The sequence below is a fragment of the Phreatobacter oligotrophus genome, from assembly GCF_003046185.1.
In the GTDB taxonomy this organism is placed as follows: Bacteria; Pseudomonadota; Alphaproteobacteria; order Rhizobiales; family Phreatobacteraceae; genus Phreatobacter; species Phreatobacter oligotrophus.
This window is the reverse complement of sequence record NZ_PZZL01000001.1, coordinates 340,728-355,057: the sequence shown is the minus strand read 5'-3', so window position 1 is coordinate 355,057 and position 14,330 is coordinate 340,728. Positions and strand designations below refer to the sequence as shown.

The 14,330-nt window shown below is 69.5% G+C and carries 13 protein-coding genes; 2 read left to right on the top strand and 11 right to left on the bottom strand.

Annotated elements, in window-relative coordinates; genetic code table 11:
• Positions 1–4: 4 nt before the first annotated feature.
• From C8P69_RS01685 to C8P69_RS01635, 11 genes are all read right to left on the bottom strand, one after another.
• Entirely contained in the window at positions 5–601 is a 597-nt protein-coding gene (locus tag C8P69_RS01685) for a cysteine hydrolase family protein (RefSeq protein ID WP_108174122.1), read from the bottom strand.
• Positions 601–2,646 carry a hydantoinase/oxoprolinase family protein gene (locus C8P69_RS01680; protein WP_108174121.1) on the bottom strand — a complete coding sequence of 682 codons (2,046 nt, stop codon included), beginning with the start codon at positions 2,644–2,646 and terminating at the stop codon, positions 601–603. The genes C8P69_RS01685 and C8P69_RS01680 overlap by 1 nt, the downstream gene beginning before the upstream one ends.
• Positions 2,643–4,295 (bottom strand): hydantoinase B/oxoprolinase family protein, encoded by a 1,653-nt coding sequence (locus tag C8P69_RS01675; protein ID WP_108174120.1) that lies wholly within the window; start codon positions 4,293–4,295, stop codon positions 2,643–2,645. Before C8P69_RS01675 ends, C8P69_RS01680 begins: the two co-directional genes overlap by 4 nt.
• Complete coding sequence (locus C8P69_RS01670) at positions 4,292–5,182, bottom strand: isocitrate lyase/PEP mutase family protein (RefSeq protein WP_245901828.1); 891 nt, start codon at positions 5,180–5,182, stop codon at positions 4,292–4,294. The genes C8P69_RS01675 and C8P69_RS01670 overlap by 4 nt, the downstream gene beginning before the upstream one ends.
• Positions 5,183–5,194: 12 nt before the next feature.
• On the bottom strand, positions 5,195–6,598 hold the full coding sequence (locus C8P69_RS01665; RefSeq protein WP_108174118.1) for an MmgE/PrpD family protein: 1,404 nt from the start codon (positions 6,596–6,598) through the stop codon (positions 5,195–5,197).
• 10 nt (positions 6,599–6,608) lie between these two features.
• Positions 6,609–7,310, bottom strand: coding sequence for an ABC transporter ATP-binding protein (locus C8P69_RS01660; RefSeq protein WP_108174559.1), 702 nt, complete (start codon positions 7,308–7,310; stop codon positions 6,609–6,611).
• A 4-nt stretch (positions 7,311–7,314) separates the two neighbouring features.
• Positions 7,315–8,055: an ABC transporter ATP-binding protein gene (locus C8P69_RS01655; RefSeq protein WP_108174117.1), complete on the bottom strand. Its 741-nt coding sequence runs from the start codon at positions 8,053–8,055 to the stop codon at positions 7,315–7,317.
• A complete protein-coding gene (locus C8P69_RS01650) occupies positions 8,055–9,041 on the bottom strand; it encodes a branched-chain amino acid ABC transporter permease (protein WP_108174116.1) in 987 nt (328 codons plus the stop codon). Before C8P69_RS01650 ends, C8P69_RS01655 begins: the two co-directional genes overlap by 1 nt.
• Positions 9,038–9,919, bottom strand: a complete 882-nt coding sequence (locus C8P69_RS01645; RefSeq protein WP_245901827.1) for a branched-chain amino acid ABC transporter permease — start codon at positions 9,917–9,919, stop codon at positions 9,038–9,040. Before C8P69_RS01645 ends, C8P69_RS01650 begins: the two co-directional genes overlap by 4 nt.
• Positions 9,920–10,016: 97 nt before the next feature.
• Positions 10,017–11,234 carry an ABC transporter substrate-binding protein gene (locus C8P69_RS01640; protein ID WP_108174115.1) on the bottom strand — a complete coding sequence of 406 codons (1,218 nt, stop codon included), beginning with the start codon at positions 11,232–11,234 and terminating at the stop codon, positions 10,017–10,019.
• 100 nt (positions 11,235–11,334) lie between these two features.
• The gene (locus tag C8P69_RS01635; protein ID WP_108174114.1) at positions 11,335–12,141 is read right to left on the bottom strand and encodes a GntR family transcriptional regulator; all 807 of its coding nucleotides are present in this window, start codon (positions 12,139–12,141) and stop codon (positions 11,335–11,337) included.
• A 182-nt stretch (positions 12,142–12,323) separates the two neighbouring features.
• Between C8P69_RS01635 and leuC the strand changes: the two genes are divergently transcribed.
• Both leuC and leuD read left to right on the top strand, forming a co-directional pair.
• A complete protein-coding gene (gene leuC / locus C8P69_RS01630; protein WP_108174113.1) occupies positions 12,324–13,721 on the top strand; it encodes a 3-isopropylmalate dehydratase large subunit in 1,398 nt (465 codons plus the stop codon).
• Entirely contained in the window at positions 13,718–14,299 is a 582-nt protein-coding gene (gene leuD, locus C8P69_RS01625) for a 3-isopropylmalate dehydratase small subunit (RefSeq protein WP_108174112.1), read from the top strand. The genes leuC and leuD overlap by 4 nt, the downstream gene beginning before the upstream one ends.
• Positions 14,300–14,330 lie beyond the last annotated feature (31 nt).

The following is a 14,330-nucleotide window of genomic DNA, read 5'->3' as shown; positions in this document are numbered from 1 at the left end:
GACCTCACCCGCCGATCTCCGCCAGCAGCTCCGCCACCGTCGCGATCCGCGCCACTGGCCGCAGGCCCGCAATGGCCTCTTCATGCACCTTCGGCGAGAAGGCGGCGCAGCCGTCCTCGATCACGGTCACGTGGAAATCGCGGACATGGGCGTCTCGCACCGTCGAGGCGACGCCGCCATTGGTGACGATGCCGCAGGCCAGCAGATGGTCGATGCCGGCCTTCTTCAGCACCCATTCGAGCCGCGACATGTAGAAGGCGGAATAGGCGACCTTCTCCACCTTGATGTCCATCGGCTGGAGCACATCCACCGTGTCGTGCCCCCAGGAGCCCGGCACGAAGTCGCCCTTCCGGAGGAACGGCCGCAGCTTCTTCAGGTGGTCCGAGATGAAGGGCTCGCCGCCCTTGCCCGGCACCAGGGTGAAATGCGTCGAGACGATCCAGCCGCCACCGGTGCGGATCCTGTCGGCCAGTGGCTTCAGCCGGGCGGGCAGCGCCGCGATCTCGGGCGCTGACTGGCCGGCCCGGCCATAGGCGCCGTCGGGATGGAGGAAGTCGTTCTGCAGGTCGCAGATCAGCAGGGCGGTACGGGACAGGTCCATCAGACGCGCTCCAGGACGATGTTGCCGAAGGCATCGACACGGCCGCGCTGGCCGGGCGGCACGAGGATGGTCGCGTCCGGCTGTTCCAGCACGGCCGGGCCCTCGACCACCGCGCCGACCGGCAAGTCGAGGCGGGCGAAGACGGCAGCCTCCTGCCAGCCGCCGAACCAGACCTTGCGGGCGCCGGTGCGGGCGCCCTCGAGCGTGGCGGTGGCCGCAGGCGCGAGCGTCGTCAGGTCGATGGGCGGTCGGCGGCCGATGGCCGTCGTGCGCAGGTTGACGATGCGGATGCCGAGACCCGGCAACAGCCGCGAGAAGGCGCGCGAATAGGCGGCCTCGAAGGCGGCGCGGACGATGGCCTCGGTCACACCCGTCGTGCCGTTCGCCAGCGTGACGGGAAGCGGCACGGCGACCGTGTGCGTCTGGCCGAGATAGTGCATGTCGAGTTCGTAGGTGACGTCGATCCGCCCGACGGTGAGCCCGGCGCCGGCAACCACCGCATGGGCGGCAGCCCCCTCCTCCGCCATGCGGCGGTCCAGGGCGGTCGCGTCGAGGCCGTCGAGGATCAGGTTCAGCGTCTGCACCTGGTCGTGGCGGATGTCCGCCATGACGCAGCCCATGGCCGATGTCACGCCGGGGAAGCGCGGCACGAGGGCCGCCTTCAGACCGATATCGGCGATCATCGCGCCGGCATGGAGCGCGCCGCCGCCGCCGAAGGGCACGAAGGCGAAGCGCGCGGGATCATGGCCGCGCTCCACCGAGACGAGGCGGATGGCGCCGGCCATGCGGGCATCGGCGACGCGCACAACGGCTTCCGCAGCCTCTTCCGGCGACAGGCCGAGGCGATCGCCGACATGCCTGGCCAGCGCCTGCCGCGCCGCCTCGACATCGAGCCGCTTCAGCTTGCCGCCGATGGGACGGTCGGCATTGATGCGGCCGAGGACGATGTTCGCGTCGGTGAGGGTCGGGCGGTCATTGCCCTGGCCATAGGCGACGGGACCGGGGCGCGATCCCGCGCTTTCAGGACCGACCTCGAGGAAGCCGCCGCGGTCGACGCGGGCGATGGACCCGCCGCCGGCGCCGATCGTGGTGATCTCGATCATCGGCGAGCGGATGACCAGGCCGAAATCGATGGTGGTCTGCGCCGCCAGCGCCGCCTCGCCGCCCGCGATCAGCGAGACGTCGAAGGAGGTGCCGCCAAGATCACCGGTGATGATGTCGGGATAGCCGGCCGCGGTGGAGATGGCCGCAGCAGCAATGACGCCGGCAGCCGGTCCCGACAGCGCCGTGCGAACGGGAAGGCGCCGCGCGGTCGCCGTCGACATGACGCCGCCATTCGACTGGACGATGTGGAAGGCGCCGGTGAAGGCCTCGCTGGCGAGCGCTGCCTCGAGCTTGGCGAGGTAGGAGCCGACGACGGGCTGGAGATAGGCGTTGAGCGCCGTGGTCGAGGCCCGCTCGAACTCGCGGATCTCAGGCAGGATCTCCGAGGAGACCGAGACATGGTCGTTTGGCCAGACGGCGCGGGCCGCAGCCGCCGCCGCACGCTCGTTGGCGGGATTGGCATAGGCGTTGATGAAGATGATGGCGAGCGCGGTGGCGCCGGCCTCGACCAGACGCTTGGCGGCAGTAGCCACCTCGGCCGGATCGACGGCCTCTCGCACCGTGCCATCGGCCAGCGTGCGCTCGGTCACCTCGACGCGCAGGTCACGGTCGGCGACGGGGGTGAAGTCGCCCCACAGGCCCCAGGTGTTGGCGCGGTCGCGGCGGCGCATCTCCAGCACGTCGCGGAAGCCCGCCGTGGTGATGACACCGATACGCGCGCCCTTGCGCTCCAGCAGCGCATTGGTGCCGACCGTCGTGCCATGGACGATGGAGCCGAGCGCGGAGAGCGCCCCGAAGGTCTTCAGGCCCTCGAGGAAGCCGACAGCCTCGTCGCCACGGTTCGAGGGGACCTTGGCGGTGCGGAACGTGCCCGCCGCCTCGTCGAGAAAGAACAGGTCGGTGAAGGTGCCGCCGACATCGACGCCAACGAGCGTGGTCATGCCTTGGCTCCCGTGACATAGCCGAGGCGCAGGTCGCGCTCGCGCGCGGCCGGGTCACGGGAGGCGGGATCGCCGAAGCCGCCGCCGCCGGGCGTTTCCAGGCGGACGCGGCCGCCCTGGGGCAGCTTCACGCCGGTGACCTTGGAGGCCATGGGCGGGGTTCCGGTGGTCTTGCCATCGGTCCAGGAGAAGCGGTTGAGGGCCCCTGCCCCGCCGCCATTGACGCCGAAGGGCGCATAGCGGCCGCGCTCGCCAAGGAGGAAGACCTCGGCCCCGCGGTCATCGAGCACCTCGATCTCGTAGATGGCGCCGAGGCCGCCGCGATGGGCCCCCTCGCCGCCGGAATCCGGGCGAAGCGCCCACTGCGTGAACATGACGGGATATGCTGCCTCGAGGATCTCGACCGGCGGCATGGTGGCCGTCGAGATCGGATTGTTGGCGTGGTTGAGGCCGTCGCTCTCGGGATTGCCGCCGAGACCGCCGCCGAAGAAGTTGAACATGACCCAGCGGCTGCCATTGGCGCGGTGGCCGGCCATGGAGAGCGCGTTGATCGTGCCGAAGGGTCCGGCCGTCGCCCGCTCAGGCACCGCCTTGGCAAGCGCGCCGAAGACCACGCCGATGAGGCGCAGGATGGTCTCGGTATAGCCGGCCATGGGCTTGGGGGCCTTGGCGCCCAAGAGGGTAGTGTCAGGGACCACGAAGGTGATGGGCTTGAGGCAGCCGGCATTGGCCGGCACGTCGGTGAAGACGTGCTTCAGCGCCACGTAGCAGGCGGCGATCGTGGTTGGCGTCGAGATGTTGATCGGCCCGGCGCAGGGCGGCGATGAGCGCGAGAAGTCCAGCACCATCGTCTCGCCGGAGATGGTCAGGTCGAGGGCGACGGTGAGCCGCTCGTCGACGATGCCGTCATTGTCGAGATAGTCCTCGAAGGCATAGGTGCCATCGGGCAGCGCCGCGATGGCCTCGCGCATCAGCGCCTCGGCGCGGGCCGAGAAGGCGTCGAAGGCCTCCTCGATGACCGCCTGGCCATAGTCGCCAAGCAGCGCCTGCAGCCGCTTCTCGCCGAGGTCGAGGGCGTTGAGCTGGCCATTGAGGTCACCCCAGTTGGAGTTGGGCAGGCGCGAATTGGCCGCGAGGATGTCGAGCACGTCCTGGCGCGTCTCACCACCGGCGATGAGCTTCACCACGGGGATGAGCACGCCCTCCTGGAAGCTTTCCGTCGCGACCGGATTGTAGCCGCCGGGCACATTGCCTCCGACATCCAGCCAATGGCCGGCGGAGGCGAGCCAGCAGAACAGCGCCCCGTCGCGGAAGACCGGCCGCACCAGGCGGAAGTCGTTCAGGTGCGTACCGCCCGCATAGGGGTCGTTGAAGATGAAGGTGTCGCCTGGCTTGAGGCCCCCTTGCGCCTTCACCTTCTCGATCACCGCCTTCACCGCGAAGGCCATGGCGCCGACGAAGATCGGCAGGCCCTTGGTGCCCTGCACGAGCGTGTCGCCGGTCTCCCGGTGATAGAGGCCGTGGCAGGCGTCGCGCGCCTCGGCGATGATCGGGTTGAAGGCCGAGCGATAGAGCGTCGCGTCCATCTCGTCGGCAATCTGCTCGAGCCGGCCCTTGAGGACCGCGAGCGTGACCGGATCGAGGCTCACGCCTCACCCCCGGTCGTGTCGTAGCGCTTGCCGATGGTGAGCAGGTCGCTGGTGCCGACGATGTCGGCCAGTTCATCGAAGTCGTACATGTCCTCGCGGATCGAGTCGCTCGTCCCTTCCGCGCGCAGCGTGTCGTAGAAGCGGCGGGCGGTCTTGGCCATGGCGCGGACGACGCCGGCGGAGAAGACGACGAGGCTGAAGCCCATGGCCTCGAGGTCGGCGACCGGGGTCATCGGCGTGCGGCCGCCCTCGACCATGTTGGCCATGAGCGGGCGCAGCTTGCCGAGCCGCTGCGGCACGGAGGCGAGTTCCTCGCGGGTGCGCGGCGCCTCGACGAAGATGAGATCGGCGCCAGCCTCCGCATAAAGCTCGGCGCGCTCGAAGGCTCGGTCGAAGCCCTCGACGGCGCCGGCATCGGTGCGGCCGATGACCAGCAGGCCGTTCTGGCGGGCATCCACCGCCGCCTTGATCTTGCCGACCATCTCCTCGGCCGGCACCACGGCCTTGCCGCGCAGGTGGCCGCAGCGCTTGGGGAAGGTCTGGTCCTCGAGCTGGATCGCGGCAGCGCCGGCCCGCTCGAAGTTGCGCACGGTGCGCTGGACATTGAGGGCATTGCCGAAGCCGGTATCGCCGTCGACGATCAGCGGCACCGAGACCTTGTCGGCGATGCGCGTGATGACATCGGTGACGTCATTCATCGTGGTGAGGCCGATGTCCGGCATGCCGAGCCGGGTGTAGGCGATGCCGGCACCGGTCAGGTAGAGCGCCTCGAAGCCGGCGAGGACGGCGATCTGCGCCGTGAGCGGGTCGACCGCACCGGGAGCCAGCAGGACGGGGCGCTGGTCGAGGCGCTGCTTGAGCCGCGCGGCGGGACTGGTGGAACTCATCGGCATGCCTCCTCAGTCGACCACGGCGAGCGCAAGAAGGCGCGCCGGGCCCATGTCGCCGTCGAGGGCCATGGCGGCCGCCCAGAGGGAGCCGGCGCGGGCCTCGCCCCAGACGGGGCCGGTGATCTCGACGAACTTCGCCTCCACGTCGGAGGCCGAATAGGGATTTTCGGTGTCGCCGCGATTGGTCGTGGCGAGGGCGGTGAAGCTGCGGCCATCGGCGAGGCGCAGGGTGACGCGCGCCGGACGGGCGGCGGGGAGCATCGCGGTGAGCGCCGGGTCCTCTGTGACGGTGACGCGGTTGGCGAGCGCCCGGGTGACGCGGTCGCCGCGGGCCTCGTCGCGGAAGGCGGCGATGGTCGCCGCACCGTTGACGAGGGTGGTGGCCAGCGCGAAGGGCAGCGAGAACTTCGCCGCCAGCATAGAGCGCGGCTCGGGATCGTCGAGCTGCGCGGCCCAGACATAGGTCTCGACGTCGATGCCCAGCACGTCGCGCGGATCGACCGGGCCGCTGGCCTCAAGGATCTCGCCCAGCGCATCGAGCGCCGCATGGGTGTAGCGGCAGGCGGCGTGGCGCTTGAAGTAGTTGCGGGCGATCTCCCAGCGGGTGCCGAGGTCCTCGGTCATCGCCTCGGGGCGGAAGTCGGTGGCCGCGACCGTGTCATAGACGGTGGCGACGCCGTCGCGCTCACCCGTGAGGCCCGAGGACATCATCTCCCAGGCCCAGAGACCGAGCTTGTTGGAGAAGCCGGCATAGCTGTTCCGGATCGTTGCCCCTTCCAGCATGGTCTTGCGGCTGGTGGTGAGCCCGAGCGAGGAGGCGATGTTGATGGTCGCGGCGATGTCGGCGGCGTCCGCCTTGTGGAGCTTGGCAACCGCCAGGGCTGCGCCGACCGTGCCCCAGGTGCCATGCGGATGCATGGTGACGACGAGCTTCGAGGCGATGCCGATGCGCGCGCCGATCTCGTAGCCCAGCGCCACCGCGACGATGAGGTCGCGACCGTCGCGGCCGAGGCGGGCAGCCGTGGCGAGGGCGGCGGGCACGACATGGATGCCGGGATGGCCGCGGGCATACTGGTTGCCCTCGTCGAGCTCCAGCATGGTGCCGGCAATGCCGCCCATGAAGGCGGCGTTGGAGGGCGAGAGGCTCAACGCGGCACCGATCACCGGCGTCGGGCCGGTGCCCTCGAGCCGTGCGAGGCGGTCGAGCAGCGCCCGCATTTCCGGCTCCGCCATGCCGGCGGCGATCGCGCCGATGCTGTCGGCAATGACGCGCTTGGTACGCTCGACCACCTCGGCCGGCAGGTCGGCGAAGGTGAGCTTCGCGGCGAAGGCTGCGAAGTCGCCCAGCCAGGGCGACCGGGGCTCGGCGGCAAGCTCGGTGGCGGTCTTCACGCCGGGTGTGACGATGGCCATGGCGTGTTCCTCACATCCCCAGATAGGCCTTGCGGAGCTCGTCGCTCGCTGCGAGGTCGGAGGCCTTGCCCTGGAGGGCGAAGACGCCGTTCTCCAGGATGAAGGCGCGCGAGGCGACCTCCAGCGACTGCACGACGTTCTGCTCGACGAGCATGACGGCGAGGCCGTCGGCATTGATGCGGCGGACGAGGGTGAACATCTCCTCGACCAGCAGCGGCGAGAGGCCGAGCGAGGGCTCGTCGAGGATGAGCAGCTTCGGCTCGGCCATCAGGCCGCGGCCGATGGCCAGCATCTGCTGCTCGCCGCCCGACAGGGTGCCGGCGAGCTGCGAGATGCGCTCCCTGAGACGCGGGAAGGTCGCGAAGACCTTGTCGAGATTGGCCGCGCGCGCCGCCTTGCCCCGCCGGTAGGAGCCGAGCACGAGATTGTCGCGCACGGTCATGTTGGGGAAGATCTTGCGGCCCTCGGGCACATGGACGAGGCCGCGCGAGACGATGTCGCCGGGGGCGTGGTTGGTGACGTCCTCGCCGAGGAAGGAAATGCTGCCGCTCGCGGCCTTCACGACGCCCGAGAGCACCATGTTCAGCGTCGTCTTGCCAACGCCGTTGGAGCCGAGGACGGCGACGATCTCGCCCGGCGCCACGCTCATGGAGAGGCCGCGCAGGATCTCGGTCGCGCCATAGCCGGCGCGCAGGTCCGAGACGGTGAGGATGGGATCAGCCATTCACGGCCCCCTTCTGCAGGCGGCCGGCGGCGCCATGGCCCAGATAGGCCTCGACGACGGCGGGATTGCCGACCACCTCAGCCGGCGTGCCGGCGGCGATCAACCGGCCGTTCGCCAGCACGTGCACATGTTCGCACAGGCTCATCACGGCCTGCATGACATGCTCGATCATCAGGATGGTGACGCCGGCATCGCGGATGGCGCGGATCACCGGGATGATGTCGCGGATCTCCGACGGGTTGAGGCCTGCCAGCACCTCGTCGAGGAGGAGGAGTTGCGGCTCGGTGGCGAGCGCGCGGGCGAGCTCCAGCCGCTTGCGGCCGGCAACCGTGAGGGACGAGGCGGGCCGCTCGAGGTCGGCGAGGCCGACCATCGCCGCCACCGCTTCGGCCTTGCCCATGGCCTCGGCCCGGCCGGCATGGCGCAGATAGGCGCCCACCGCGATGTTCTCGGCGACCGAGAGGCCGGCGAAGGGCTGGACGATCTGGAAGGTGCGGGCGATGCCCATGACCGCGAGGCGCTCGGGCGGCCGGCCCGTGATGTCCTCGCCGCGGAAATGCACGGTTCCCGCGCTCGGCTGCTGGAAGCCGGAGATCAGCGTGAACAGCGTCGTCTTGCCGGCGCCGTTGGGGCCGATCAGCCCGGTGATCGAGCCCTCGGGCACCGAGAGCGTGACGTCGCTGACGGCGACGAGGCCGCCGAAGCGCTTGGTGACGGAGCGGACGTCGAGCATCAGCGCCCTCCCCTCTTGGTGACGAGACCGAGGAGCCCGCGCGGCGCGAAGGCGATGACGACGATCAGCAGCACGCCGTAGACGACGAGGTCGACGCCGGGCACGGCCGAACCGAAGGCGGCATGGATGGCGGTCTTGGCGGCCTCGCCGAGGCCGATCAGGGCCACGGCGCCGATGAGGGGCCCGAGCACCGTGCCAATGCCGCCGACGATCGGGGCGAGCAGAGCCTCGACCGAGATCCAGGCGCCATAGGCGATGTTGGCGTCGATATAGAGGAACTTCTGGGTGTAGAGCGCCCCTGCCGCCGCGGTGATCGCGGCCGAGAGGGTGATCGCCTTGAGCTTCACCTTGAGCGTATCGACGCCGAGCGCCCGGGCGGCATCCTCGTTCTCGCGCACGGCCACCAGCCAGGCGCCGAAGCGCGAACGTTCGAGCGCGCGGTTGAACAGGAGCACGACCGCGACGAAGGCGAGGGCGAGATAGAAGAAGGCTGTCGGCGTTGCGAATTGCATCTGACCGAAGCCGATCTTCAGCGGCACCAGCGTGCCTGCCGCGCCGCCGGTGATCGGGGTGGCGTTGGCGAGGATGCGGAAGACCTCGGCGAAGGCGAGCGTCACCAGCGCGAAATAGGAGCCGCGCAGCCGGGCGCGGAAGGCGAGCGTGCCGATGACCGCGCCGACGAGGCCGCCGAGGATCATAGCCAGCGGCAGCGCCACCCAGGCATTGACGCCGTAGCGCGTCTGAAGGACCGCCTGGACATAGGCGCCGGTGCCGAAGAAGGCGGCGTGGCCGAAGGAGAACTGGCCGCCATAGCCGCCGGCAATGTTCCAGCCCTGGGCGGCAAGGGTGATGATCAGGATGAAGATCATCAGGTTGTAGAAGGTGTTGGGGCCGGCAAAGAGGCCGGCGCCGACCAGCAGCGGGACGGCCAGCGGCAGCGCCGCCAGGGCGACGATGACGATGAGGAGGGAGCGGTAGGCCTTCATGCCTTGGCTCCGAACAGGCCGGTCGGGCGGAACAGCAGGACCAGGATGAAGATGAGGAAGATGCCGATCTGGCCGAGGCTCTCGCCGAGATAGAGGCCGCAGAGGCTCTCCACCACGCCGATGACGAGCCCGCCGAGGAGGGCGCCGGGGATCGACCCCATGCCGCCGAGCACGACGACGGTGAAGGCGACGAGGACGAAGGCGTTGCCGACGCGCGGGTTCACATAGAAGGACGGCATGAGCAGGCAGGCGGCGACCGCCAGCGTCGCGGCGCCCAAACCGAAGGTGACGGCGTAGATGTGGTTCACGTCGATGCCGACCAGCGAGGCGCCGAGCTTCTCGCGGGCGACGGCGCGGATCGCCTTGCCGGTGTCGGTGAGCGCCAGGATCGCCCAGAGCGCGGCTGCGACAAGGATGGCGACGCCGAAGCCGATGACCCGCGGCAGCGACAGCAGCGCGAAGCCGAGGTCCACGACCGAGAAGGAATAGTCGAGGGTCAGCGAGCGCGTGTCGGAGCGGAAGATGGCGAGGAGCAGGTTCTCCAGCACGATGGAGAGGCCGAGCGTCACCAGCAGGATCGCGCCGTCGTCATTGCGGCTCGCCGGCGAGATGACGAAGCGCTGCGTGGCATAGCCGAGGCCGAAGAACAGCGGCGTCAGCGGCAGGATCGCCAGATAGGGATCGATGCCGAAGCCCAGATGCGCCACCAGGACCGCGAACATGGCCAGGGTCAGCATGGCGCCGTGGGCGAAATTGATGATGTGCAAAACGCCGTAGACCAGCGTCAGTCCGAGCGCCACCAGCGCATAGACGGCGCCGGTGAGGAGGCCGTTGAGCACGGCCTCCAGCACGATCTGCGGCGGATAAGATCTGAACACGTCGTGGCCTCTCGGCAAAAGCGGTGCCGCGTGGCCGCTGGAATGCGGCCACGGGCGGAAGCGGGTCGCCGGGCCGCGCGCGGCCCGGGATGAACGATCAGCCGGTGACGGGGAAGACGGGCTTCGCGTCGGCGAAGGCGTCGGGGAAGATCACCTTGATGTCGCCGCCCTGGACCTGGGTGTTGACCGGCGCGGCATTGACGTTCTGGCCGTTCTCGAACTTGGTCGGGCCATAGGGCATGATGTGGTCGGTGAAGGTCGAGGAGGACATGGCCTCGATGATCTTCACGCGGTCGCGCGAACCGGCCCGGTCGATGGCGTCGGCGACGAGTCGCACCGACGAGTAGTTCAGCGGCACATTGTAGAGCCAGAAGCGGCCCATGGCCTCGACCTGCTTGCGCAGCTCGGCGGTCTTCGGCTTGCGCGGGTCGGCCCAGTGGTTGCAGTCCATGACGTTGTTGGCCGCATCCGGGAACTCGCGCACGAAGCGGAAGTTCGAAGCCGCACCGTTGAGCACCGCGTAGATGCCCTTCGGGCGGATGCGCTGCTGCTGCAGGGTGCGGGCGAGCAGCACGAACTCGCCGTAGTAGCTCGACGGGATCACCAGATCCGGGTTCAGCGCGCGGATGCGCAGCGCGACGTTGGACATGTCGCGGGCCGGGGTCGGATGGGCGATGGTCTCGAGGATCTGGAAGCCGAGGGCCGAGAGCCGGTCGTTCATCAGCTTGGCGAGGCCCGAGCCGAACAGGCCGTCCTCATGGACCAGCACGACGGTCTTGGCCGGCTTGCCGGCAGCGTCGTTCAGCTTGACGAGGTTCTCGATGGCGGTGCGCGTCACCGTGCCGAAGCCCGGACCGAAGCGGAAGGTGTTCTTCAGGCCGCGCGAGACGATCTGGTCGGAGACGCCAACGTCCACCGCATAGGCGATGTCGTAGCGCGAGGCGGCCTGCGAGGCGGCGAGGCAAATGGGCGAGGCAAAGCCGCCGACGATGGCGGAGACGCCCTCGGCATGCATCTTCTCGACCTCCTGGGAGCCCGCCTCCGGGCTCGACCGGGCGTCGCCGAAGACCATCTCGATCATCGCGCCGCCGAGCGACCTGATGCCGCCGGACTTGTTGATCTCGTCGATGGCGAGCTGGGCGCCGATGCGGCCGTATTCGCCGTCCTGGGCGAGCGCGCCCGTGACCGGCTGGAGGATGCCGAGCTTCACCGCCGGCGCCTGGGCGCGGACGAGGCCCGGGGCCGCGAGGAGGGCCGCGCCGGCGGCGCCGGTGGCGAGAAGGCTGCGTCGTGTGGGCTCGGTCCAGGCCGTCATTGTCTCTTCTCCGTCTGTTGCTCTCTGGAAGGGGCCGGCTTGTGCCGCCGGCTCTCGTCGTGTGTCGTCAGGGTCCACCCGCCGCCGTGACGGCGGAATGTCAGTCGTTGGCCGCGGCTCCGTTGAGACCGACGCCCATGCGCAGGCGCTCCACCGGCGACCACAGGCGGTCGCCACCGGAATCGATGCGGACGAGGTCCATCTGGAAGGAGTAGCGGTCGGGCCGGTAGAAGGCCGCGAGGTGCTCGATGCCGCGGCGCTTCACGTCGGACACGACGCGGGTCAGGGCCAGCAGCGGCGCGCCGATGTCGATGCCGAGGGCCTCGGCCACGTCCGGACCCGCCAGCGTCGCGGTGATGGTCTGGGTGGCGCGGTCGACCTTGACGCCGGAGCGCTCGATGAGGGTCAGCAGCGGCTGGACCCCGAGCTCGGCCTCCGAATAGGTCGTGCCGATGCGCTGGGGCACATGGGTCACCAGATAGGAGAAGGGCTCGCCGTCGATGATGCGCACGCGCACCGACCGCTGCACCTTCTCGCCGTCGTCGAGCTTCAGGGCCTCGGCCACTTCCGGGGAGGGATCGACATAGCCGAACTGGAGCAGGCGCACGTCGGTGGAGCGGCCCATCTCGACGAGGTGGGCGAGCGCGTTCGACAGATCGGCGACGATCGGGCGCTTGATCATCCGCGCGGTGATGAAGGTGCCGGCGCCGGGACGGCGCGAGATCAGGCCTTCGCGCTCGAGTTCGGCCAGCGCCCGGCGGATGGTGACGCGCGAGACGTCGTGAAGCTCGGCGAGATCGGGTTCGGAGGGCAGCCGGGTGCCCGGTGTCAGTTCGCCGGAGGATATGCGGTCGCGCAGGGTGAGATAGACCCTTCGCGTCTTCGACGTCTCGATCGCTTCAGCCATTCCGTCGCTCCCTCGCAGGCCCGTCGCCACGCGGCGCCGCGGGGGCGCCGGCCTCGTGATGAGTGCAGTGGCAACATGCATTTGTCTTTTGGCCTGTACGATCAATAGGGATAGCAAAAATGCGAGACTTGTCTATCCTATGATACAATGTTTTTGCGTCAAGCATCTTCGGAGCATGCCCTGTGAACAGCCCTGCCAGCCTGTTCGACCGATTGTGGGACCGCCACGTGGTGAAACGCCGCGAAGACGGCCTCTCCCTGCTGTGGATCGACCGACATTTCGTCCATGAAGGCTCCCACCACGCCTTTGGACAGATCGCCGCACGGGGCGCCAAGGTTGCCCGTCCCGACCTCACTTTCGGCGTCGCCGACCATTACGTGCCGACCCGCGGTCGCGGCGGCCCGGTTCCCGATGCCTCCATCGCCCGCATGGTCGACCAGCTCTCGGCCAATACGGCGACCCACGGAATCACCCTGTTCGGCCTCGACGACCCGCGGCAGGGCATCGTCCACGTCACCGGCACGGAGCAGGGCCTGACGCTGCCCGGCCTCACCGTGGTCTGCGGCGACAGCCACACCTCCACACATGGCGCTTTCGGCGCCTATGCCTTCGGGATAGGCGCCTCGGAGGTCGCCCATGTGCTGGCGACCCAGACGCTCTGGCAGAAGAAGCCGAAGCGGATGCGAATCAGCGTCGAGGGCGCGACGGCGCCCGGCATCACCGCCAAGGACATCATGCTGACGATCATCGCGACCATCGGCGCCGATGGCGCCGCGGGCCATGCGATCGAATATGCGGGCTCGGCCATTCGCGCCCTGTCGATGGAGGGGCGCATGACCCTCTGCAACATGTCGATCGAGGCCGGCGGGCGCTGCGGCATGGTCGCACCCGATGCCACGACGGTCGCCTATCTCAAGGGCCGGCCTTTCGCGCCCGCGGGGGATCTCTGGGAGCAGGCGGTGGAGGACTGGGCCGGCCTTGCCAGCGATGCCGACGCCGTCTTCGACCGCGAGGTGGCGCTGGAGGCAGCCTCCATCGCCCCGACCGTGACCTGGGGGGTGAGCCCCGAACAGGCCCTGCCGATCACCGCCGCGGTGCCCGACCCCGAGGCCATGGCCGATCCGGTGAAGGCCGCCGCCGCCCGCGACGCGCTGGCCTATATGGGCCTGACGCCCGGCCAGCCGCTGGCCTCCGTGCCGGTGGACCGCGTCTTCATCGGCTCCTGCACCAATTCCCGCATCGAAGACCTGCGGGCTGCGGCCAAGGTCCTGGCCGGCCACAAGGCCAAGGTGCCGGGCATGGTCTCGCCGGGCTCGTCGCTGGTGAAGCAGCAGGCCGAGGAGGAGGGCCTTGCCCGGATCTTCACGGAAGCCGGGCTCGAATGGGTCGCCTCGGGCTGCTCCATGTGCGTCGGCATGAACGGCGACACGGTGGCGGCGGGCGAGCGCTGCGCCTCCACCACCAACCGCAACTTCAAGGGCCGTCAGGGGCCGGGCGCGCGGACGCACCTCATGTCCCCCGCCATGGTCGCGGCCGCAGCCGTGACGGGAAAGCTCACCGATGTGAGGCAGTTCGCATGACCCCCTTCACCCGCGAGAGCGCCGCGCTGATGCGACTCCCGGTCGCCAATGTCGACACGGACCAGCTCATCCCTGCCCGATTCATGAAGGAGCCGCGCAAGCCCGACGGCTATGGCCGCTTCCTGCTGCGCGACCTCGTGGCGGAGGGAACGGCCCCTGCACCCGCGCCGGGCCAGACGATCCTCGTCGCGCGGCGCAATTTCGGTTGCGGCTCGTCGCGCGAGGCCGCCGTCTATGCCCTCGCCGATTTCGGCTTCCGGGCGGTGATCGCCCCGAGCTTCGGCGACATCTTCGCCTCCAACTGCGTCAAGAATGGCGTGGTGCCGGCGACCGTGAGCGAGGAGGATGCCGAGCGGCTGCTCGCCACCGAAGCCCTGCCGGCGACGGTGGACCTTGAGGCGCAGACCATCGCCTGCGGCAATGTCGTGGTGCCCTTTCGCATCGACCCGGTCTGGCGGACCCAGCTCCTCAATGGCTGGGACGACATCGACCTGACCCTCGCCGAGGCCGACAGCATCGCCGCCTACACCGCGCGCGACGCGGCGGAACGGCCCTGGGCGGCGCCGCGCCGCGGTTGAGCACCTAAACCATCTCGCCCATTGCAAGCTT

Bases quoted from the DNA above. Each gene is read 5' to 3' on its own strand.
- C8P69_RS01685 (WP_108174122.1), bottom strand. From the start codon at position 601: ATGGACCTGTCCCGTACCGCCCTGCTGATCTGCGACCTGCAGAACGAC.
- C8P69_RS01680 (WP_108174121.1), bottom strand. From the start codon at position 2,646: ATGACCACGCTCGTTGGCGTCGATGTCGGCGGCACCTTCACCGACCTG.
- C8P69_RS01670 (WP_245901828.1), bottom strand. From the start codon at position 5,182: ATGAGTTCCACCAGTCCCGCCGCGCGGCTCAAGCAGCGCCTCGACCAG.
- C8P69_RS01665 (WP_108174118.1), bottom strand. From the start codon at position 6,598: ATGGCCATCGTCACACCCGGCGTGAAGACCGCCACCGAGCTTGCCGCC.
- C8P69_RS01655 (WP_108174117.1), bottom strand. From the start codon at position 8,055: ATGCTCGACGTCCGCTCCGTCACCAAGCGCTTCGGCGGCCTCGTCGCC.
- C8P69_RS01650 (WP_108174116.1), bottom strand. From the start codon at position 9,041: ATGAAGGCCTACCGCTCCCTCCTCATCGTCATCGTCGCCCTGGCGGCG.
- C8P69_RS01640 (WP_108174115.1), bottom strand. From the start codon at position 11,234: ATGACGGCCTGGACCGAGCCCACACGACGCAGCCTTCTCGCCACCGGC.
- C8P69_RS01635 (WP_108174114.1), bottom strand. From the start codon at position 12,141: ATGGCTGAAGCGATCGAGACGTCGAAGACGCGAAGGGTCTATCTCACC.
- leuD (WP_108174112.1), top strand. From the start codon at position 13,718: ATGACCCCCTTCACCCGCGAGAGCGCCGCGCTGATGCGACTCCCGGTC.